This is a genomic window from Williamsia sp. Y844 (genome assembly GCF_056786475.1).
The window spans coordinates 2,496,137-2,516,907 of record NZ_JBXCJB010000001.1; the positions used below are offsets into that span (position 1 = coordinate 2,496,137).

19 protein-coding genes are annotated in these 20,771 nt (G+C 64.1%); 10 read left to right on the forward strand and 9 right to left on the reverse strand.

Going from position 1 to position 20,771, the window contains the following annotated elements; translation table 11 throughout:
• Positions 1-51 precede the first annotated feature (51 nt).
• The gene (locus AC1TQG_RS11440; protein ID WP_482137018.1) at positions 52-672 is read right to left on the reverse strand and encodes a class I SAM-dependent methyltransferase; all 621 of its coding nucleotides are present in this window, start codon (positions 670-672) and stop codon (positions 52-54) included.
• A gap of 109 nt (positions 673-781) precedes the next feature.
• On the opposite strand from AC1TQG_RS11440, the gene AC1TQG_RS11445 reads away from it, so the two are divergent.
• Complete coding sequence (locus tag AC1TQG_RS11445) at positions 782-946, forward strand: DUF1272 domain-containing protein (RefSeq protein ID WP_482137019.1); 165 nt, start codon at positions 782-784, stop codon at positions 944-946.
• Between the two features lie 24 nt (positions 947-970).
• On the opposite strand, the gene AC1TQG_RS11450 is transcribed toward AC1TQG_RS11445, so the two are convergent.
• A complete protein-coding gene (locus AC1TQG_RS11450) occupies positions 971-1,585 on the reverse strand; it encodes a TetR/AcrR family transcriptional regulator (RefSeq protein WP_482137020.1) in 615 nt (204 codons plus the stop codon).
• 100 nt (positions 1,586-1,685) lie between these two features.
• Here AC1TQG_RS11450 and AC1TQG_RS11455 point away from each other — a divergent pair, with 100 nt between their 5' ends.
• Entirely contained in the window at positions 1,686-3,017 is a 1,332-nt protein-coding gene (locus AC1TQG_RS11455) for a cytochrome P450 (protein WP_482137021.1), read from the forward strand.
• 28 nt (positions 3,018-3,045) lie between these two features.
• Complete coding sequence (locus AC1TQG_RS11460; protein ID WP_482137022.1) at positions 3,046-3,936, forward strand: LysR family transcriptional regulator; 891 nt, start codon at positions 3,046-3,048, stop codon at positions 3,934-3,936.
• 80 nt (positions 3,937-4,016) lie between these two features.
• Here the strand turns inward: AC1TQG_RS11460 and leuA are convergent, their stop codons facing one another.
• The 3 genes from leuA to AC1TQG_RS11475 form a co-directional block, all read right to left on the reverse strand.
• Complete coding sequence (gene leuA / locus AC1TQG_RS11465; RefSeq protein WP_482137023.1) at positions 4,017-5,873, reverse strand: 2-isopropylmalate synthase; 1,857 nt, start codon at positions 5,871-5,873, stop codon at positions 4,017-4,019.
• Positions 5,874-6,035: 162 nt separating this feature from the next.
• Entirely contained in the window at positions 6,036-6,611 is a 576-nt protein-coding gene (locus tag AC1TQG_RS11470; RefSeq protein WP_482137024.1) for a nitroreductase family protein, read from the reverse strand.
• Positions 6,612-6,646: 35 nt separating this feature from the next.
• Positions 6,647-8,176, reverse strand: coding sequence for an MFS transporter (locus AC1TQG_RS11475; protein ID WP_482137025.1), 1,530 nt, complete (start codon positions 8,174-8,176; stop codon positions 6,647-6,649).
• Positions 8,177-8,298: 122 nt separating this feature from the next.
• On the opposite strand from AC1TQG_RS11475, the gene AC1TQG_RS11480 reads away from it, so the two are divergent.
• A complete protein-coding gene (locus AC1TQG_RS11480) occupies positions 8,299-8,997 on the forward strand; it encodes a TetR/AcrR family transcriptional regulator (RefSeq protein WP_482137026.1) in 699 nt (232 codons plus the stop codon).
• A 110-nt stretch (positions 8,998-9,107) separates the two neighbouring features.
• On the opposite strand, the gene AC1TQG_RS11485 is transcribed toward AC1TQG_RS11480, so the two are convergent.
• Positions 9,108-10,370, reverse strand: coding sequence for a hypothetical protein (locus AC1TQG_RS11485; protein ID WP_482137027.1), 1,263 nt, complete (start codon positions 10,368-10,370; stop codon positions 9,108-9,110).
• Positions 10,371-10,542: 172 nt separating this feature from the next.
• Here AC1TQG_RS11485 and AC1TQG_RS11490 point away from each other — a divergent pair, with 172 nt between their 5' ends.
• Positions 10,543-11,808 carry an aspartate kinase gene (locus tag AC1TQG_RS11490; protein ID WP_482137028.1) on the forward strand — a complete coding sequence of 422 codons (1,266 nt, stop codon included), beginning with the start codon at positions 10,543-10,545 and terminating at the stop codon, positions 11,806-11,808.
• A gap of 2 nt (positions 11,809-11,810) precedes the next feature.
• Positions 11,811-12,836, forward strand: a complete 1,026-nt coding sequence (locus AC1TQG_RS11495) for an aspartate-semialdehyde dehydrogenase (protein WP_482137029.1) — start codon at positions 11,811-11,813, stop codon at positions 12,834-12,836.
• A gap of 81 nt (positions 12,837-12,917) precedes the next feature.
• On the opposite strand, the gene AC1TQG_RS11500 is transcribed toward AC1TQG_RS11495, so the two are convergent.
• Positions 12,918-13,730 carry an endonuclease domain-containing protein gene (locus tag AC1TQG_RS11500; RefSeq protein WP_482137030.1) on the reverse strand — a complete coding sequence of 271 codons (813 nt, stop codon included), beginning with the start codon at positions 13,728-13,730 and terminating at the stop codon, positions 12,918-12,920.
• 139 nt (positions 13,731-13,869) lie between these two features.
• Between AC1TQG_RS11500 and AC1TQG_RS11505 the strand changes: the two genes are divergently transcribed.
• Together AC1TQG_RS11505 and AC1TQG_RS11510 are read left to right on the forward strand one after the other, a co-directional pair.
• Positions 13,870-15,285: a hypothetical protein gene (locus tag AC1TQG_RS11505; RefSeq protein WP_482137334.1), complete on the forward strand. Its 1,416-nt coding sequence runs from the start codon at positions 13,870-13,872 to the stop codon at positions 15,283-15,285.
• 101 nt (positions 15,286-15,386) lie between these two features.
• Positions 15,387-16,121, forward strand: a complete 735-nt coding sequence (locus AC1TQG_RS11510) for a hypothetical protein (RefSeq protein ID WP_482137031.1) — start codon at positions 15,387-15,389, stop codon at positions 16,119-16,121.
• On the opposite strand, the gene AC1TQG_RS11515 is transcribed toward AC1TQG_RS11510, so the two are convergent.
• Entirely contained in the window at positions 16,115-16,828 is a 714-nt protein-coding gene (locus AC1TQG_RS11515; RefSeq protein ID WP_482137032.1) for a FadR/GntR family transcriptional regulator, read from the reverse strand. The genes AC1TQG_RS11510 and AC1TQG_RS11515 overlap by 7 nt on opposite strands.
• A 124-nt stretch (positions 16,829-16,952) precedes the next feature.
• Between AC1TQG_RS11515 and AC1TQG_RS11520 the strand changes: the two genes are divergently transcribed.
• Positions 16,953-17,468 carry a gluconokinase gene (locus AC1TQG_RS11520; protein ID WP_482137033.1) on the forward strand — a complete coding sequence of 172 codons (516 nt, stop codon included), beginning with the start codon at positions 16,953-16,955 and terminating at the stop codon, positions 17,466-17,468.
• Positions 17,468-18,865, forward strand: coding sequence for a GntT/GntP/DsdX family permease (locus tag AC1TQG_RS11525; protein WP_482137034.1), 1,398 nt, complete (start codon positions 17,468-17,470; stop codon positions 18,863-18,865). Before AC1TQG_RS11520 ends, AC1TQG_RS11525 begins: the two co-directional genes overlap by 1 nt.
• A 16-nt stretch (positions 18,866-18,881) precedes the next feature.
• Here AC1TQG_RS11525 and AC1TQG_RS11530 read toward each other — a convergent pair whose 3' ends face one another.
• Entirely contained in the window at positions 18,882-20,525 is a 1,644-nt protein-coding gene (locus tag AC1TQG_RS11530) for an MFS transporter (protein WP_482137035.1), read from the reverse strand.
• Between the last annotated feature and the right edge of the window lie 246 nt (positions 20,526-20,771).

The window sequence follows — 20,771 nt, forward strand, 5'->3', positions numbered from 1 at the left end:
TTCAGTTCAATCTAATTATTGTGGACGAATAATGTAGAAGAACCACACCGTTTAGGCGATGCGCACTGCCCGGAGCACGGTGTCGTTGATGTGGCCGGCCCCGGCAGACGACGGGTCGACATGACGCGGTTGTGTTCGGTCGACAAGGATCTTCCAGTTGTCATCGAGGAATGCGGCGAACTCGTGGGAGGTGTAGTAGTCGAGCGGGTTGAAATCCGCTTCGCCCGAATGTGATTGCACGTGCTGCCTGACGTGGTCCTCGGAGAAATCGTGGCTGACGACGAACAGTGTTCCCCCGGGGGCGACCGCGTCGACAAATTGGCGGGCGGCAACATCGCCCGGCGCGCGAAGTAGTGGGAAGTAGTGCAATGACACCAGGTCGAAAGCCGATGCTTCGGGGGGATTTTGCACCGGATCGGCATGCGTCCAGGTGATGGACGGATGATCGTTCAGTTCTTTTGCCCGCGCGAGCGCGGCGGATGAGATGTCGACGGCGGTCACCGTCCAGCCGTGGTCGGCCAGCCACCGCGCGTCGGCGCCTTCTCCGCATCCGACGTCAAGTGCGGTGCCTGGTGTGAGGTCGGCGAGTTCGCCCTCGAGTGCGTGGTTCGGGTTGTTGCTCCAGACGCGATCGGTGTTGGTGTATCGGGCGTCCCAGTAGGCTTCATCCATGGTTCCCAGTGTTCCTGATGGTGCATCGCACGGCAAAGTATCTTGCCATTTCGGCAAATTCTGACCTCCCGGTACCGATTGCTACGAGGTAGGCTGAACCATGCTCGAGATGAAGAGTCAGTGTGAACTTTGTTCAGCAGCACTGGGTTTGGATGCAGCGGCGTGGATCTGCTCGTTCGAATGCACGTATTGTGCGGACTGTCGTTCCCGCCTCGACGTCTGCCCCAACTGCGCCGGTGAGCTCTCTCCGCGTCCTCGGCGCGCGACGGGCTGACGCGGACGGTCGGTTGTTGGATTGTCAGCTGGCCGGCCCCAACAGTGCAAAGCAGGCCCGCAATGCGGTGTCTTCGATGGTGGCGACGGTGCGGCCGCTCTCGACGGCGTTGGCGGTCAGCTCGTGGAGTCCGCCGAGCAGCATGATGGCCATCTCTGGGGTCACCGGCTCGACTCCGGCGGCACGCATCTGTGGGGTGTCGGTGAGGGCGATGATGGTGTGGACGAAGTCATTGATGGCTTGCTGCTGGATCGGGCGTGCGTCCACTCCCAATGCCGGCAGCTCGCGGATCCAGCACAGGGTCATCGCCGGATGCGAATCCATCGATCGGATGTAGGCGCCGATGGCCTGCCGGATCTGATCGGTCCAATCGGCATCGGGGTCGACCGAGGCCACGATCGCGTCGATGTTCTGACTGTTGGTCACGTGCAGGAGCTCGACGAAGCAGCTCTCCTTTGACGTGAACTCCTGGTAGAAGGTGCGCCGCGACGTTTTTGCGTGGCGCACGATGTCGGCGACCGTGGTCGCGCGGTAACCGCGTTCGGTGATGGACTCGCCGAGGCCTTCGAGCAATCGGAGTCGGAACTCGCTGTTGCCCGCGGGGCTCGTCCGGGCCGGGGTTGCGGCGGGGTTTGGCACATTGCCACGATACGGCGCTCCGAAACCTTGCGACGTCTGGTACGTCGGCGTACCGTCGGTGTGAAACGTGACTCAGGACACTGGCGGGGAGTGGTTCGGCATGAGTGCAGTTCGACACGGGGCGACCATCGACGAAGATCGTGCCGGTGCCGCACGTCTCCCGCCCGGGCTTCGAATACCCCGGATACTGCAGGCCCTGCCGTTCGTGATCGCCCGGCGCCAGTCGATGGCAATGGCGGCCAAGCGATTTGGTCCCGTCTTCACCATCGACACGCCGGTCTTCGGGAAATCTGTTGTGGTCGCCGATCCGCAGTTGGCGAAGCAGGTGTTCACCACACCTTCGGACGTTCTGTGCAATGTCCAGCCGAACCTCAGCCGGATCCTGGGCGAGGGTTCGATGTTTGCCCTGGAAGGCGATGAGCATCGTGACCGGCGCAAATTGTTGACACCGCCCCTGCATGGCAAGGCGATCAAGGTCTATGAGCAGATCGTGGCGGAGGAACTGGCAAAAGAGACCGGAACCTGGACCGAGGGTGAGGAGTTCGCAACAGTTGATCCGATGATGCGGGTCACGCTGAATGCGATCCTGCGGGCGGTGTTCGGCGCGCAGGGCGAGCACTTCGACTCGCTGCGTGAGGTCATCCCGCCGATGGTCGAAAAGGGGTCGCGGTGCGCCACCATCCCCGACTCGCTACAGAAAGGCAAGGTCGGGCCGTGGGTGCGATTCCGGGCGCTGCGGGTCGAGTATGACGCGATCATCGAGGGGATGGTCGAGACCGCCCGTCACGACCCCGATCTCGAAACCCGCACCGACATAATGGCACTGATGCTGCGGAGCACCTACGACGACGGTTCGGTGATGTCCACCAAGGAAATGGCGGACGAACTGGCGACACTGTTGGCGGCCGGCCACGAGACCACTGCCAACACTCTCGCGTGGGCATTTGAACGGCTCAGCCGGCACCCGGAGTTGTTGTCGCGCTTGACCACCGAGGTCGACGAGGGCGGCTCGGAACTGCGCCAGGCGACCATCCTCGAGGTGCAACGCAGCAGACCCGTGATCGATTTCGCCGGCAGGCACGTGCTGGCTCCGATGTATGAACTGGGGCAATGGCGAATCCCCAAGGGCAGCACCATTCTCGTGGGCATCTCACTGATGCACGACGACAGTGAACAGTTCCGGAATCCGGAGATCTTCGATCCGCAGCGGTTCGTCGGCAACCGGCCGTCGGCGGCGTGGTTGCCGTTCGGGGGCGGCACCAGGCGTTGCATCGGTGCGGCGTTCGCGAACATGGAGATGGACGTGGTGCTGCGCGATGTCCTGCGCGACTTCGAGATCGTCGGCACCGACGCCCGTCCAGAGCGCTGGCACGGACGCGGAGTGGCCTACGCACCGCGCCGCGGGGGGCGTATGGCGGTCCGTCGGCGTTAGTACCGGTACCGCGGCTAGCGTTGCGGGTATGGACCTGCAGCGTTTACGGATACTGCGAGAGTTTGCCGACCGCGGCACGGTCGGCGCCGTCGCACAAGCGTTGAACATGACACCGTCGGCGGTCTCGCAGCAGCTCAAGGTCCTTGGCCGGGAGGCCGGCATCGCGTTGCTCGAGCAAGATGGCCGGCGAGTGAGACTGACCGAGGCCGGTCGGGCCTTGGTCCTGCGGGCGGACGAGGTCGTCTTGGCGGTCGATCGTGCGGCCGAAGAGATGGCGTCCTATCGCGACGATGCGGTCGGTTCCGTGCGGATTTCGATGTTCCCGTCGGGTGCCGCCTTGCTCCTGCCCGGACTCATGGAGCGGATGGATGAGGCCGGTATTGCGTTGATCGCCCGCGATGAGGATGTGCGGTATCAGGAAGCGCCTGCGTTGCTGTCCGATTCAGATGTGGTTCTCACACACCGTGACGAGCGGGCGCCGCAGGTGGTCTCGGCCCGCGTTGCGACCACGTTTGTGATGCGTGAACCCATCGACCTGGTGGTCGGTCCCGACCATCGTCATGCCGGACGCAACGAGGTCACGCTCGGTGAACTCGCCGACGAGGACTGGATCAGTGTGCGTGATGGGTTCCCCGTCGACGACGTGCTGCTGTCGCTGGCCGCGATCACCGGAGTGCAACCCCGGGTGATGCACCGTATCAACGACTTTCGGGCGATCGAGGCGTTGGTGGCGCGGGGCCATGGGATTGCCCTGATGCCTCGGTATTCCGTCTTCGACCCCAACGTCGTCCGGCTGGTGCTCACCGGCGTCCGGGCGGCGCGGGTGTACGAGGCGCTCAGTCGTCCGGGGGCACAGGACCGCGGCGCCGTGCGTCAACTGGTCAGTGCCCTGGTCGCCGAGGCGCGCGAACTCGATTAGATCCCCGCCACCTGAATTTGTGCCGTCCAGCAGTGATCACTGCTGGACGGCACAAGTTCGAGTGGGTGGTTGGTCCGCGGTTACGGGGCCCAGGTCCGAGGCGCCTGCTCGGCGTCCTCGGGGACATCCGCACCACCGGCGGCGCGCACCGAGCGGTTCACGGCGGAGACAACGGCCCGCAGCGATGCGGTGGTGATCGACGGCGCGATGCCGCAGCCCCACACGGTCTCACCGTTGATCTCGACCTCGACGTAGGCGGCGGCGTTCGAATCGTCACCCGAGGTGAGCGCGTGCTCCGAGTAGTCCAGGACCTGGATCTGATAACCGACGGTCGACAGCGCATCGACAAAGGCGGCCAGCGGACCGTTGCCGGCACCGGAGATCTCTTTCTCTTTGCCGTCGATCTTGACCGTGGCGGTGATCTGGTCTTCGCCGCCGTCGATCTCGGCTGCGTCGACACGCTGCTTGATGCGCTCGAGCGGTCGGACCGGCTGCAGGTACTCCTCGGCGAAGACGTCCCACATCTCCTTGGGCGACACCTCGCCACCTTCGCCGTCGGTGATCTTCTGGATCTCGCGACTGAACTCGATCTGCAGGCGCCGGGGCAGCTGCAGTCCGTGGTCGGCCTTCATGATGTAGGCGACGCCGCCCTTGCCCGACTGGCTGTTGACCCGGATGACCGCTTCGTAGTTGCGGCCGACGTCCTTCGGGTCGATCGGCAGGTAGGGGACTGCCCACGTGATGTCGTCGATATCGGAATCTGCGGTGTCCGCATCGATTTTCATCTGATCCAGGCCCTTGTTGATGGCGTCCTGATGGCTTCCGGAGAAGGCCGTGTAGACCAGATCGCCACCGTACGGGTGCCGCTCGTGCACGCCGAGCTGGTTGCAGTACTCGACGGTCCGGCGGATCTCGTCGATGTCGGAGAAGTTGATCTGTGGGTCGACACCCCGGCTGAACATGTTCATGCCCAGGGTCACCAGGCAGACGTTGCCGGTGCGCTCACCGTTGCCGAACAGGCAGCCCTCGATCCGGTCGGCGCCGGCCTGGTAGCCCAATTCTGCTGCGGCGACGCCGGTTCCGCGGTCGTTGTGCGGGTGCAGACTCAGGATCACCGAATCGCGGCGGGCCAGGTTGCGGTGCATCCACTCGATCGAGTCGGCGTACACGTTGGGTGTTGCCATCTCGACCGTGGCAGGCAGGTTGAGGATGATCGGCTTCTGCGGTGTGGGGTCGATGACCTCGGTGACCGCGTCGCAGACCTCTTTGGCGAACGAGAGTTCGGTGCCGGTGTACGACTCCGGTGAGTACTCGTAGCGCCAGTTGGTATCCGGGTACTTGCGCTCTTCGGCCTTGGCCTTGTGGGCGGCGTCGGTGGCGATCTTCTTGATCGCGTCCTTGTCGGCGCGGAAGACCACGCGGCGCTGCAGGATGGACGTCGAATTGTAGAAGTGCACAATCACGTTCGCGGCGCCACGGCAGGCGTCGAAGGTGCGCTCGATCAGTTCACCGCGGCTCTGCGTCAGTACCTGGATCGTGACGTCGTCCGGGATGGCGCCGTCTTCGATGATCTCGCGGACGAAGTCGTAGTCGGTCTGGCTGGCCGAGGGGAAACCGACCTCGATCTCCTTGTAGCCCATCCGCACCAGCAGGTCGAACATGCGGCGCTTGCGGGCCGGGCTCATCGGGTCGATCAGGGCCTGGTTGCCGTCGCGCAGATCCACCGCACACCACATGGGTGCGCGGTCGATGACCTTGTCGGGCCAGGTGCGGTCGGGGAGCGTTACCGGCTCGACCTCGTCAGCGAACGGACGGTATCGGTGCGCGGGCATAGCCGAATTGCGCTGGGGATTCCAGGAGGGCTGATCGGCGGGGATGGGGCCGGCCGGTTCAACAATTCGGCTGGCATTGGAAGTGAAAGCATCTGCGGCAGGCATTGGGTCAATCTCCGGGGGTGGTGGGGGGTAAGACCGGCGCGTCACAAAGCCCGCGACGGGAAGCCGGTCTGGATCAGACCCCGCCGCGGCAAAGGAGAAGGAGCACGCGCTGCATGGTGGCGACTCTACTCTCGTCGTTCTCGAACTCCAAAGGGGGTCCTGTCAGGGCTCTGACGTGTACGAATTGCCCCAGGAGTCGCGAAAGACGACATCGCGCAGCGGCAACCTCGTGCGCTCGCGCCGGTCACGTTCTGCGACTTCGGGTGCAAGTGCGTTTGGGGCGGCGAGCTTGCCGATGGCCACAATGAGCAGTGGTCGATGGCCCGGCGGTATGGCAAACCTCTCTGTCATCTTCTCGGCGCGGAACCCGCCCATCGGATGGGCATTCCATTCGCCTGCCTGCGCTTGCGTGATCATCTGCGAGGCGGCCAGGCCGACGTCCATGGTTGCGTAGTCCTGCATCTTCGGTTCGTCCGGAATGTCGGTCGTACACAACAGGATCAACGCGGCCGCGGCCGGTGCCCAGGACTGATTGCCGCGCTTGAGTCCGTCGACAAGACCCGCGAAGGTGCTGTCGCCGCGCACTCCGACCAAGAAACGAACGGGCTGGTTGCCGCCGCCGGTTGGCGCCCATCGACCGGCCTCGAGGATTTCTTCGAGCTGCTCGTCGGAGATCACCGCGGCGCTGTCGTAGCCGCGGGCGCTCCACCGTCCGGCCAGGATCGGATGTAGGGGCACGGTTGTAACTCCTTGTGGTGGAGCCGGTTCGACTCCTACTTGGCCGGTTCTACGGCTGGTGTCCGGGTGCGCAGCAAGACCGCGACGATGACGGCCATCGCAGCCAAGAGTGCCACGTTGACCACTGCTGTGACGTGCAGGCCGTCGACAAAAGCGCTGCGTGCGGTGTCTGCGAGCGCAGTCTGGGCGGACGGGTCGAGGTCCTGCCCATGATCGAGGGTTTCCGACAAGGTGTCCTTGGCCCCGGTGTTCTCGGTGTTGCTGCGGAACACCATGGTGGCCACCGAACCCAGGATGGCCAGGCCGAACGCGGTGCCCAGCTCGAAGCTCGTCTCGGAGATGCCCACGGCGGCGCCACTGCGCTCGGTCGGGACCGACGACACCGCGACGTTGGAGACCAGCGAGAAGATCATGCCGTAGCCGATACCCGCGATCGCCGAACTGACCAGATAGACCCCGACGCCTTCGGAGACGCCCAGCCAGATCATCCCCGCGTTGCCGATGGCGGCGAACACGATGCCGATCACAAAAGCCCAGCGGACCGAGACGAATGTGGCGATCCGAGAGGCGCTCATCGAGAAGACCGCGACCGCGATGGCCATCGGAAGCCCGAGGAGGGCTGCGGTCATCACGTCTCGTCCGAGCACCGACTGGAGGTAGATGCCGGTGAGGTAACTCAATGCGCCGAGCGTCATCATGCCGGTCAGCGCACTGCCGATCGCTGCCGAGAACCGCGCGTTGCGGAACAGCTTCAACTCCAGCAGCGGGAACGGGGTGCGGCGTTCATGACGGATGAACAGCCACATACCGGCGATTCCGATCGCCGCAAAGACCAGCGTGGTGGTGTCGAGACCTTCTGCCGCACCATGTTTGATCGCGTACACCAGCGGCAGGATGCCGAGCATCGACAGTGCGATGCCGAGCACGTCGAACGGGTCGGTACTGCCCGAGCGGTATTCCGGGACCAGACGTGGTGCGAGTGCGAGGAGGATCAGCAAGACCGGCACGTTGATGAGGAACACCGAGCCCCACCAGAAGTGATGCAGCAGAACGCCGCCGATGACCGGGCCCAGTGCGGATCCGCCGGCAAAGGCTGCGGTCCAGACACCGATCGCCTTGGCGCGGGTCACGGCATTCGGGAACATGTTGCCGATCAGCGACAGGCTCGACGGGAGCAGCGTTGCACCGCCGATACCCATGATGGCGCGGGCGGCGATCAACGATGAGGCGTCCGGCGCGAACGCGGCGACCGCCGACGCGACGCCGAAGAGCGTCGCACCGACCAGGAGTAGTCGCCGCCGACCGAAACGGTCACCGAGGTTGCCCATCGTGATGAGCAGGCCCGCGATCAGGAAGCCGTAGATGTCGACGATCCAGAGTTGCTGGGTCGCCGAGGGGGCCAGTTCGGCGCTCAGGGTGGGGATGGCGAGGTACAGGACCGAGAAGTCCATGGAGACCAGGAACACGGGCAGCGTGAGAACGGCGAGCCCGAACCACGCGCGGCGGTCGGGGCGATGATCTTTCGCCTCGGCTCCGCTGTTGGCTGGGCGGTCCGTGATGCTCACTGCACTACTCCTGGTCGATAGGGTTGGGTACAACGTACGCATATGGGTACGTTGTACGCAAAGCGTTTATTCCAGGGTTCCGGAAATTTCGGGAGAATGATCAATCGAAGGAGGTCTGCCCGATGAGTGTTGCTGATGCCGAACAGGGCTCCGATGGGGTCAAACTGACCCGTGTCGCAGTAGTCAATGCTGCCATCGAACTCGCGGACGCGGACGGGTTCGGCGCGGTCACGATGCGCAAGATCGCCGACCGGCTCGGCGTCGGAACGATGTCTCTCTACCGGCATGTGTCCGACAAGGACTCCCTGCTCATGGCCATGTCCGACGAGATCGGTGTCCGCTTTCCCTATCCGCCTGCCGGTGATGCGAACTGGCGGCAGCGGGCGTTGATCGCGGCCGACGTCGACTGGAACCTTTACCAACTGCATCCCTGGGTCCTGTTGGCGTTTGCCTCACCGCGCAGCAGCATGGGGCCGCAGAGCCTGAACTGTCTCGACTGGCTGGTGGACGCATTCCTGGAGTTGGGGATCACCACCGCGCAGGCGACGGAGATGGCGTTGTCGCTCTGGAATCACATCGCGGGCACGGTTCTCAGTACCGTCGCCGAGCGCCTGCTGCACGACCGGGCCGACGAGGACGGCGAAGGTCAAAGCGGATTCATGCGGCTGCTGGCGGGCAGGCCCGACGGGACACCACCTCCGCATCTTGCCGAACTCGTCGGGACCGGTAATCCGCAGCTGAACGATCCGCGGTATCTCCTCGATCAGGGGATCGAGGCACTGTGCGACGGATTCGAAGCCAGGGCCCGTCGCCTCCGCTGAACCGTCGCGCGTGCCGACCTGACGAATTCGCGCCATCTTCAGGCGTCCGCGCCGGTTGCAACTGGCGCGGATGCAGGCAAGTGGCGCGAATCGTGCTTTCTCGACGGACGTCACATGGCGTGCGGATACACCGTCAGCATGTGTGCGCCGAACCAGGAACTGAAGGTGATCACGATGATGGCGACGATCACCTGGGTTGATGTCCGGCGTTTGGCGAGTCCGATGGCGAACGGGATCAGCAGGACAAAGGCGGGCAGAAGCAGTCGGGGCCGACTCATCATCAATCCGCTGGAGGCCACGATCGAGACGACAACCAATGCGCCGTACACCGACACGGGCCAGGGCACCCGATCCACAAAGTTGTAGACGGCCAACGCGATGGTGATGACGATGATCCACGCGGTTGCCACCGGCGCGATTTCTGGTGAGTTCACCAGGGCGTAGTTCACGAAGTCGAAGGCCGCTTTGCCGTAGTCGATCTCGGTGTTCCATCCCTGCGTCTGGATCCGGAACCAGCCCAGCGGCTCACCGGTCTTGTGCCACACCACTGCGAGATAACCCAGATAGCCCAGTGGGCTGATCGCGATCGCGACCCAGGCACGCCAGCCGTCGCGATGCCGCAGTGCCGCGGCCAGGATGACAACACCGATAAGGACGACCGCGGTCGGACGACTCAGCCCGGCGAGCATCGCGCAGGTCCCGGCCAGCAACCAACGCTGCTGCAAGACACCGACCAGCGTCCACGCGGCCAGCGCGCAGAAGAGTGCCTCGGTGTAGGCCATCGACAGCACGATGCCCATCGGGGCCGCGGCAAAGAACACCGAGAGCAGTAGGCCCGCACGTGCCGGATCAGCCTTCGAGAGGCGGGATTCACCGGACGCGTCGCGTTCCTCGGTGAACCAGCTGGTGATACGCGCCGGGATCCAGCGGGGCGGATTCGGCCGATTCTGCATCTGCTCGCAACAGATGGCACCGATCCGCGCCACACCCACCGCGGCGAGTGCGCCGAGAAATACGTTGACGGTGAGAGCAGCACCGAGCGGGGTGAACCCGGGGATCTTGTCGACCGCGCCTGCGAGCATCGGATACCCGGGAAAGAAGGCGTAGGGCGTATCGGAGTCGCGCATTCCCTGCGCGTCGGTCTGGGTGAGAGGAACGCCACCATAGCCGTGCTCTGCGATGGCCAACATCCATTTGCCGTCCCAGGCCGACAGCACCGACCCGAGGCCGCCGCCGCTACGGAGCTGATCGAACCGCTGCAAGGTCAGCAGTCCGATGAGGCGGATCACCAGGAAGGCCGCTATCGGTTCGATCCAGCTGCGGTGCTTGTACAGCCGATCGCTGACGGTTTCGATTGTCGCTCGGCTCAGCACCTCACGGATCCTAGTGTGGACCGGCCGCGGACATCGACCGAGTGGCTGCGTCCGATGCGTCGGCGCACGTGAAGATGCAGGTGGCTATCCTTGCACGGGGCAGTAGCGGCCCTGGGTTTTTCCTGCTGTCTGATTTCTGGCAGCTCGATGCAAGAGAGAGAAAGGAAACTGCGTGGCTCTGGTCGTGCAGAAGTACGGTGGCTCGTCAGTGGGCGACGCCGAACGCATTCGCCGGGTAGCGGAGCGCATTGTCGCGACGCGCAAAGCCGGCAATGACGTTGTGGTCGTCGTGTCCGCGATGGGTGACACCACCGATGAACTCCTCGACCTGGCGGAGCAGGTTTGTCCATCACCCCCACCGCGGGAAATGGACATGCTGCTCACCTCTGGTGAGCGGATCTCCAATGCCCTGGTGGCGATGGCGATCAGCTCCCTTGGCGCCGAGGCGCAGTCGTTCACCGGGTCTCAAGCAGGCGTGATCACCACCAGCAGTCACGGCAAGGCGAAGATCATCGACGTCACGCCCGGCCGCGTCCGGTCGGCGCTCGACGAAGGCAAGATCGTCCTGGTCGCCGGTTTCCAAGGTGTCTCGCAAGACACCAAAGACATCACCACGCTCGGACGCGGTGGTTCGGACACCACCGCAGTTGCTCTCGCGGCCGCGCTCAATGCCGACGTCTGCGAGATCTACACCGACGTCGACGGCATCTACACCGCCGATCCCCGGATCGTCCCGAACGCCAAGCATCTGGCCACCGTCTCCTTCGAGGAGATGCTCGAGATGGCGGCCTGTGGCGCAAAGGTCCTGATGCTGCGGTGTGTGGAATATGCCCGCCGCTACAACGTTCCCGTTCATGTGCGCTCGTCGTACTCAAACAAGCCCGGCACCATGGTGTCCGGATCGATGGAGGACATTCCCGTGGAAGAAGCCATCCTCACCGGCGTTGCCCACGACCGCAGCGAGGCCAAGGTGACCATCGTCGGGCTCGACGACAAGCCCGGCTATGCCGCCAAGGTGTTCCGCGCAGTCGCCGATGCCGAGATCAACATCGACATGGTTCTGCAGAACGTGTCCGAGGTCGCGACCGGAAAGACGGACATCACCTTTACGTGTCCGAAGGAAGTCGGGCCGCTGGCCGTCGAGAAACTGACGAAGCTCAAAGACGAAATCGGCTTCAGCTCCATCCTTTACGACGATCTCATCGGCAAGGTCTCGCTGGTCGGTGCCGGAATGAAGTCGCACCCGGGCGTCACCGCGACATTCTGCGAAGCGTTGTCGGAGGCCGGGATCAACATCGAACTCATCTCGACTTCGGAGATCCGCATCTCGGTGCTGTGCCGCGACACTGAACTCGACGACGCCGTGCGCGCGCTGCACGCCGCCTTCGACCTCGGTGGCGAAGAAGAAGCCACTGTCTACGGCGGAACGGGGCGATAACCATGGGTGTACGTGTAGGCGTAGTCGGTGCCACCGGTCAGGTTGGCACCGTCATGCGAAAGCTGCTGGAAGAGCGTAATTTTCCCGCCGACGAGATCCGGTTCTTTGCATCGCCGCGGTCGGCAGGCAAGAAGCTCCCGTGGCGTGGCGGTGAGATCGTGGTGGAAGATGCCGCAACGGCAGATCCCGCCGGACTCGACATCGCGCTGTTCTCGGCCGGTGCCACCATGTCCCGCGAGCAGGCACCTCGTTTTGCCGCCGCCGGTGTCACGGTGATCGACAACTCGTCGGCGTGGCGCAAGGATCCCGATGTGCCGCTGGTGGTTTCAGAGGTCAACGGTGAGGAAGCGCGCAATCCCAAGAAGGGCATCATCGCCAACCCGAACTGCACCACGATGGCCGCGATGCCGGTCCTCAAGCCTCTGCATGATGCAGCCGGGCTGCAGCGCCTGATCATTTCGTCGTACCAGGCGGTGTCCGGAAGCGGCCTGGCCGGCGTCGAAGAGCTGGTGTCGCAGTTGCGTGCCGGTATCGATGACGCCGAGAAGCTGGTCCACGACGGATCCGCGGTCTCGTTGCCTGATCCGGTGAAATACGTTGCGCCCATTGCCTTCAATGTGTTGCCGTTGGCCGGCGCGCTGGTCGACGACGGCTCCGGTGAGACGGACGAGGATCAGAAGCTGCGCAACGAATCGCGCAAGATCCTCGGACTCCCCGATTTGCTGGTCAGCGGAACCTGCGTGCGGGTTCCGGTGTTCACCGGCCACTCGCTGTCGATCAATGCCGAGTTCGAGCGCCCGCTGTCTGTCGAGGAAGCCACCAAGCTCCTCGAGGGTGCGCCCGGTGTCACAGTGACCGAGGTTCCGACCCCGCTCGAGGCTGCCGGTAAAGACAACTCCCTGGTCGGACGTATTCGTCAGGATCCGGGTGCTCCGGAAGGCCGTGGGTTGGCACTGTTCGTCTCGGGTGACAACCTCCGTAAAGGTGCGGCGCTCAACACCATCCAGATTGCCGAACTCCTGGTCTAGTCGGGTCTGACACCCTGAAAACTGTCAAATAGCAGGGCTCCGAGGGCAAATAGCCCTCGGAGTTCCTGTATTTGCCAGACTTCAGGGCCGCGGTCGCGTGCGGTGGCGATCGGACCGGGCGATCGCCCGGATATCGGCGAGCACGCCGTCCCAGCCGTAGAGCACGTCGTCGTAGGTGATGCGCATGGTCATCCAGCCGTCGACCAATGCGCGACGGTCGCGACGACGATCGTTGTGGTAGTTCTCCAAGCTGGTGTGATGGGTCATGCTGTCGCACTCGAGAAGTAGCCGCCCGACTCCTAGGTCCACCCGGCCGACACCGGAGATCTGCGGCTGAACGACCACCGTGAATCCGATCGCCCGCAGTCGTACCCGGGCAATGGATTCCGTGCCCGACTGGGACGTCGGATCACATTTCTTCAGGAGCGCGGCCACTCGCCTGGCCGCCGGGCCCATCTCCGTGACCATCTGTGACACCGATAGGTCGGCGGTGTTCATGGCCGAATCGCAGGTGGCGATCCAGTGCTCGGAACTCATGCATTTTGCGGCGGTGAGCAAAGCGGTGGGGACCGGATCTACGGCGGTCAGAGCTGGGGGAGGGCGCCCGAATCCTCTGCACGCTCGACTGCTCGTCAGTTCGCCGTGCCGGGTCGGTCGGGTGTGGACCCGCCGATATCCGGGCGGCACCCACAGCTCATGTTTGCGTAGCGCGGACACGCAGCCGAGCACCCCGCCGGCCCGGACCGCTTCGACCACGTCGGGATCAGCAGTCGGCGTCGCATACCAACCGCGCCGCAGTCCGACGAGCGAGCCGGACTCGGCTTCGCGCCGGATCTTCCAATCGTCCAGCCCGTGCCGGTGCAGTTCCTTTGTCGAATAGACACCGAAATCCATGGAGATCAGACGTATTGGACGTGGCTCCGGCTTCAATCACCCTGAAGACTGTCAAATAACAGCACTCCGAGGGCAAATAGCCCTCGGCGTCCCGGTATTTGCCAGTTTCCAGGGCGAGTTATCCGGTTCGTGCTTGGATATGCGGGTGACGCGCTCTGGGAGTTGGACGGTGTTGTTTCTCGCGGTGATCGTGTCGTTGGTGATGACAGCACCAGCCGCGCAGGCTGATCCGGGTGCCCCTGACGTCGGCCCGGCCGGAACCGCACTCATCCACGGAGATCTGGCATCGACCGATTCGACGCCCAATGCCGGACCTGGGGGCGATGGAACGCTGATCGCGTCGTCGCTGCCCGGTGGTGCCTGTGCGGCAACGTTCATCGGGAGCGACGGCCTGCCGGTCGCGCTCTGCACCGGCTATGTCGGAATCGATCCACCAGGATTTGCCGTCCCGACCGTGGCGCTCTTCGACCCCGCGACCGCTGCGCCGATCGCGTCATTGCAACTGACCAAAGGTGGACTGCTCGGCGGTGTGTACGGCTATCTCGACAGCCGCGACCGCGTCGTGATGGCGGACGGTTCGGGTTCGATCCTCAAGATCGCCCACCGTAAGAATCCCGACGGTCGCTGGCAGCTGTTCATCGATGAGCGCCTGGACGTCAGTGACGAGATCCCCTCCGGCGACGCCATCACCGGACTCGCGCCGGACTTCGACGGGCGTATCTGGTTTGCAACCACCGGCGGTGTGATCGGCACCGTCGATGCGAGTGGCCATATCGGGTCCACACAATTGCCGGACGGTGAGAAGCTCACCAACGGTCTCACCATCCGCCGGGCCGGGGCGTCGATCCTGACCAGCCGGGCGCTGTACGAGATGCGGGCTGATCAGGAGGGGGTACCGCTGATCATCTGGCGGGCCGCGTACGAGACCGGAGGCGTTCGACGACCAGGCCAGCTGGCACCGGGATCAGGCACCACGCCAACCTATTTCGGTCCGAACAGCGACGAATGGGTGGCAATTGTCGACAATGCGCCGCGGCCCAAGCTGCTTGTCTATCGCTCCGACGACGGTTCGCCGGTCTGCAGCACCGACGCGTTCGGAACATCCGGGCAGGGAACCGAGAACTCGCCGATGGCATGGGGCAACTCCATCGTCATACCGAGCACCTACGGCTTCCAATATCCACCGTTTGCCACCTCAGGACCGAGTGACCCACCGGCAGCGGCATTTACCGGTGGGATGACACGTATCGATGTGTCCGACAACGGATGCCATCGGGTGTGGGAAAGCGATGACCGCATGGCCACCCTGCCCAAACTCTCCCGCGCCGATGGTCTGATCTACGCGCTGAGCTATGGCCCGCTTCCACCTGGTGGCGGAGTGCAGCAGGTCGGCCCGGTCTACTACACGGCCGTCGACTTCCACACCGGGCAGCGTCGGGCGCGTACCCAGGTTGGGGTCGCACCCGTCGATGAACCGATGCAGCTCACCGGGACGATCAGCGCCGACGGCGCCCTGTGGCAGGCAACGATCGGCCGGATGTTGAAGATCGGCTGATCGCCGCCTGGCCTCGCGGTTTCCCGTGAAACCAAACTCGCTTCATTTTGTCGCCATGGCCTGCGGGGGGAGAGGGTTTCGCGAATGCAACAATCGACAGTGTGACGCAGGACCCAGGGGATCAGCCGACTGAACCGAAGCGCGACCGCCCGAACCTCGAGAAATCAGAGGCCGGGCCGGACGACTCGGTGATCGTGCCGCCGGATCTGGAAGGGATGCCGTCGCTGGCCGAACTCGACGCGGCCGACATGGCCAGGATCGCGCAGGGCCGGACGTCCAAGGACAAGGACCACGCCGACCTCGAAGTGGACACCCCGCCGCCGGCGTCCTTGTACCACGCCTGGTTGTTGTGGCTCGGTGCCGCAGGAGCGGCGTTGATCGGTGTGATCTACGGGTTCGCGAATCTGGGTTCGGTCACCGACTTGTTGAGAGATCGTCTTCACGAGGGTGTCCGGGACGACCCGAGCAACGCGGCACCGGCTGACCAGATCGATTCGATTGCCGGGTTCTTCCCGCCGGCGATGTTGATCACCACCCTTGTCCTGCTGGCCGTCCAGTACCCGCTGCTCGTCGCGGTCGGTCGTCGCCGCAGTCGCGGTGCACGCAACATCTACGTGACGATGGCTCTGGTGATGCTGCTGTGCATCCCGATGGGCATCGACCTGCTCTTCGATTACCCGTCGGTGCCTGCGGCGATTCGGATCGTCGGATGGCTGCAGTTTGTGCTGCTGCTGTTCTCTGCGCTGTTCACGTTGCGCCGCGGCGTCAATCAGTGGTTGCCGTCGTCGCAGCGGATGAAGCCGACGCAGATCTTCCGTCCCGGGAGCCGCTACTGAGCGCTGCCCGGGTCGGAAACGGCGGCCGCGGCCTCGACGATGATCTCGCGCATCGCCCGCTCCGCGTCTTCCGGATCCCGGAGCCTGATGGCCCGTGCGACCTGATCGTGGAGGTCGATCGCTGCGGGATTCGGGCGGGTGGGCATCATGCCGTGATGGGTCCGTCCCGCGAGGACCTCACCGACCACATCGCTGAGCGCCCGGAACATCTCGTTGCCGCTTGCCTCGAGCAGGGTGCGATGAAAGATCTTGTCCGCGAGCAGGTATTGGTCGAGGTCGCCGGAGCGTCCGTGCATCACCATGTCCGAGACCGCGGCCGCCAGGATGCGGCACTGATGCTCGTCGGCGCGCTCGGCGGCGAGCGCCGCGGCGATCGGCTCGAATCCGCGACGTAACTCTGAGAGCGTCAACAGGAACTCTGTTCGCTCACCGGCGTCGAGGCGCCAACGGATCAGCCGTGGGTCGAAGACGTTCCACATCTCCTTGGGCTGAACGGTGATCCCCACCCTGCGGCGGGAGGCCACCATGCCCATGGATTCCAGTACGCGGATGGCCTCGCGTGCGACCGTCCTCGACACCCCGTAGTGCTTGCCGACGCCATCGAGTGTCAGCACATCCCCGGCGGAGTGGTCGTCGGACACGATCCGAGTTCCGAGATCGGTCACAACACTGCCATGCAATTCACCCACGGTTGTGTCAGATGCCACGCAATTATCTTCTCATTCGCTTGCTCGTGTACCAAAGAACTGGTTTTATGACGGACAACCTTACAAAAGTATGACTATTGAAGTGGGATCTGCGGTGGGTCAGCAGACGTGGCGAGGAGAAAGCATGCGATCAGCTCTGGTTGTGATGGGGGTGTCGGGTTCGGGCAAGTCGACGGTCGGCGCTGCGCTCGCGCAACGGCTCCGCGTCCCGTTTGCTGACGCCGACGACTTTCACCCTGCAGCCAACATCGCGAAGATGTCGGCGGGCCATCCGCTCGACGACGCCGATAGGTATCCCTGGCTCGAGACGATCGGTGAATGGCTCGCAGAGCACGGCGACGGTGGCGTGATGAGCTGTTCGGCTCTCAAACACAAATACCGTGACCAACTCCGTGCGCACTGCCCGACGGTGCGATTTGTGCACCTGTCCGGCACGCCAGAGGTGATCGGACGACGCCAGGCCAGCCGGCCCGGACATTTCATGCCGCCGTCGCTGCTCGCCTCACAGTTCGAGACCCTCGAACCTCTCGGGGCCGATGAGCACGGTTACGAGATCAACATCGACCAAACCATCGACGAGATCGTCGAGGCCTATGTCGCCGCCGCCGGCGTCGACCCGAGCATCTCCGAGGAGAACTGATGAACGCCGGATCCATGGCTGTGCTGGCAGCCGATACGGAGTTGCCTGAACCCGTAGCACCCGGCTGGCAGCTGATCCTGGCGGCGCTTGCCGGTATCGCGGTGATCGTCGTTCTCATCACCGTCGCGAAGTTTCATCCCTTCCTCGCGCTGGTCGGCGGTGGCCTCACCGTGGGAATTGTTGCCGGTGAAGCGATTCCGGACGTACTCGACTCATTCACCAAAGGATTCGGATCCACCGCCGCCGGCGTCGGAATCCTGATCGCGCTCGGCGCGATGTTCGCCAAGCTGCTCGCCGATTCCGGAGGCGCGGACGAGATCGTGGACACGATCGTCGGACATGCCTCACCGCGCATGCTGCCGTGGGCGATGGCACTGGTCGGCGCGATCATCGGCCTGCCGATGTTCTTCGAGATCGGCCTGGTGCTGCTGATGCCGGTCATCTACCTCGTCGCGCGACGTTCCGGACTGTCGCTGGTCACCGTCGGTATCCCGGCATTGGCCGGCCTGTCGGCGATGCACGGTTTCGTGCCCCCGCATCCGGGTCCGCTGGTCGCCATCGATGTCATCGGTGCCGACCTGGGCACCACGCTTGCCCTGGGTGTTGCGGTCGCGGTCCCGACGATCATCGTCGCCGGACCGCTCTTCGGAAAGCTCGCGGGCCGTTGGGTTGTGCTGCCGGTCCCGACCACATTTGACTCCGACCCGGCCGATGGTGAAACCACCAAGCGGCCGTCCTTCGCCATCACCATCTTCAGCGTGCTGCTCCCGGTTGTCCTGATGCTGGGCAAGGCGATTGCCGAGATCTTCATCGACAACGATGATCAGATCGTTCGGCAGGTCCTCGACGTGATGGGCACACCGGTCATCGCGTTGCTGATCGCCGTTGTCGTTGCGATGTTCACCCTCGGCCGGGGTTCCGGCATGGATCGCGACACCATCGCAAAGTGCACGGGTGCAGCACTTCCGGCCATCGCCGGCATCCTGCTGATCGTCTCCGCGGGTGGCGGGTTCAAGCAGGTGCTCGTCGACAGTGGTATCGGCACACTTCTGGCCGACTGGGCCAAAGAAGCCAACATCTCGGTCATCCTGTTGGCCTGGGTCCTTGCCGCACTGATCAGGCTGGCGACCGGCTCGGCGACCATCGCGACCATCACCGCGTCTTCACTGATCCTCGGACTCATCGACGGACTCAGCAGCGGCGAACTCTCCCTGGTGGTGCTGGCCATCGGCGCCGGTTCGGTGTTCTTCTCCCACGTCAACGACGCCGGCTTCTGGCTGGTCAAGGAGTACTTCGGGATGTCCGTCGGCCAGACGATCAAGACCTGGTCGATCATGGAAACCGTTCTCTCGGTCTCCGGCCTGATCATGGTCCTGCTGCTCGGCCTGCTGATCTAGCCGCCGCGAAGGGCAGCTAGTCCGTCGTCTGGACTGCTGCCGCCGGCGTGCCTGCCGGTGCTCGCGGGATCCGGCCGGTCGCGAAGAGCGCGGCGACGGCGAGTAGGGCTGCCAGTGCAAACGCCGCCCGCAACGCCTCCAGACGGGCATCGGAGTTCACGTCGATCACCGCCGAGGCCGTGTCTGCCGGCACGCCTGCCTTCGTCAACGATTCCTGGAGTTGGGTGTTGGACACGAACGGCACTCCGGACGCGAGTTCGGTTGACGCCTGTTGCGCGACGGACGCGGGGACGTCGGGGTTGTCCTCGAGGCCCGAGATGGCGGACGTGGTGAGCGTGGCGATGAGGATCGAGCCGATCAATGCGGTACCGAGCGATGCGCCGAGATTGGTCGCGGTGTTCTGCAGCCCGCCGACCTCGGCACTCTGCGAATCGGGAACCGCGGATACCGTCACCGCGCCCAACTGCGAGGACAGTGAGCCCAACCCGAATCCCATGAAGAGCATCGGGATCATGACGACGCCGGCATTGGCCCCGGGATCCATTCCGGCGACGAGGATTCCGATGCCGATGATCATCGACGTCAGTCCGATCCGGATGACCCGGCGTGGATTCGCCTTCGGCCAGATCTTCGGTATCCCGATGGCAGCGACTATCAAAGCGATCGACAGCGGCAGGATGCGGACACCGGTTTGCAGGGCGCTCAATTCGAGAACCACCGACAGGAACAGTGGGACCGCGAAGAAGACGCCTGCCTGGACGAGGAACTGCGCGAAGAACATCGACAATCCGCCGGTGAGTTGCCGATTGCGGAGCATCGCCGGATCGATCAGTGGATCGCCATCGGTCTCGGCGAGATGGGTCTCCCAGCGTAAGAAGCCGTAGAGGACGAGCAGGCCGCCGAGGAGCAGCCAGATCACCGGCGAGAGGCCGACGAGTTCGGTGCCGCCCGGCTTGGCCTGCACCCAACCCCATTCGCTCGAGCGCAGGACGCCGTAGACGAACATGCCCAGACCCGCGACGGACAGGACGGACCCGACGAAGTCGAGCCGGATGCGGACCGGTGGTACGTCGTTGATCTTGCGCAGTACCAACAGGATTGCGACAACGATCACGACCTCGCCGACGAAGACGTAACGCCATGAGGCGAATGTCGTGACCGCACCGCCGAGCAGCGGACCCACCGCGACGGCCATCGCCCCGGCCGCCGCCACCAACCCGTATGCGCCTGCGCGACGGTCGGCCGGGAAGTTCGCGGCCACCAAGGCGACGATCGCGGGCATGATGAGCGCCGCCCCGATGCCCTCGAGCAGAGACCACCCGATGAGCAGCACCGTCAGATTCGGGGCCAGGGCGGTGATCGTCGAGCCGACGCCGTAGATGATCAGCCCGATCGCGAAAGCGCGGCGCCGTCCGAGCATGGTCCCGATCTTGCTGCCGGTGATCATCAGGCTCGCCATCACGAGCGTGTACATCGTGATCGCGGTCTGGATCCCGGTGATCGTGGTACCGATGTCGTCGGCCACCGTTGCCATCGAGACGTTCATGACCGAACTGTCGAGTGTCATCAGGAACTGCCCTGATGCCAGTACCGCAAGGACCAGCCCAGAGCCTGTTTTTGCCGCCACCGCAGGTGCCCCTTCTCGACTGGTTGAGGTCACCTTATATCCGTCAGACCAGCAATCTCTCACGCTTTCGGATGATTCCGCGAGACCTTTCACCGCGGTCGCACGATTGGTAACACGGTGTCGTGGGTGGCCGGAACCTTCCGGTGGTGCGGGTGGTCCGCGTGCGGGTCTGATCGCGACCTCATCGAATTGCGCGGGTGGGCTCAGGAATTGGCCGGAGCCGCCGACCTGCTGAGCCGCTGGGGGTCGCGAACTTTTCCTTCGATGATTGCGTGGAAC

What these genes read in the sequence shown, in the direction of transcription:
- leuA (WP_482137023.1), bottom strand. Translation starts at nt 5,873, where the DNA reads ATGCCTGCCGCAGATGCTTTCACTTCCAATGCCAGCCGAATTGTTGAA.
- AC1TQG_RS11495 (WP_482137029.1), top strand. Translation starts at nt 11,811, where the DNA reads ATGGGTGTACGTGTAGGCGTAGTCGGTGCCACCGGTCAGGTTGGCACC.
- AC1TQG_RS11440 (WP_482137018.1), bottom strand. Translation starts at nt 672, where the DNA reads ATGGATGAAGCCTACTGGGACGCCCGATACACCAACACCGATCGCGTC.
- AC1TQG_RS11500 (WP_482137030.1), bottom strand. Translation starts at nt 13,730, where the DNA reads ATGGATTTCGGTGTCTATTCGACAAAGGAACTGCACCGGCACGGGCTG.
- AC1TQG_RS11445 (WP_482137019.1), top strand. Translation starts at nt 782, where the DNA reads ATGAAGAGTCAGTGTGAACTTTGTTCAGCAGCACTGGGTTTGGATGCA.
- AC1TQG_RS11455 (WP_482137021.1), top strand. Translation starts at nt 1,686, where the DNA reads ATGAGTGCAGTTCGACACGGGGCGACCATCGACGAAGATCGTGCCGGT.
- AC1TQG_RS11480 (WP_482137026.1), top strand. Translation starts at nt 8,299, where the DNA reads ATGAGTGTTGCTGATGCCGAACAGGGCTCCGATGGGGTCAAACTGACC.
- AC1TQG_RS11505 (WP_482137334.1), top strand. Translation starts at nt 13,870, where the DNA reads ATGCGGGTGACGCGCTCTGGGAGTTGGACGGTGTTGTTTCTCGCGGTG.
- AC1TQG_RS11525 (WP_482137034.1), top strand. Translation starts at nt 17,468, where the DNA reads ATGAACGCCGGATCCATGGCTGTGCTGGCAGCCGATACGGAGTTGCCT.
- AC1TQG_RS11520 (WP_482137033.1), top strand. Translation starts at nt 16,953, where the DNA reads ATGCGATCAGCTCTGGTTGTGATGGGGGTGTCGGGTTCGGGCAAGTCG.
- AC1TQG_RS11460 (WP_482137022.1), top strand. Translation starts at nt 3,046, where the DNA reads ATGGACCTGCAGCGTTTACGGATACTGCGAGAGTTTGCCGACCGCGGC.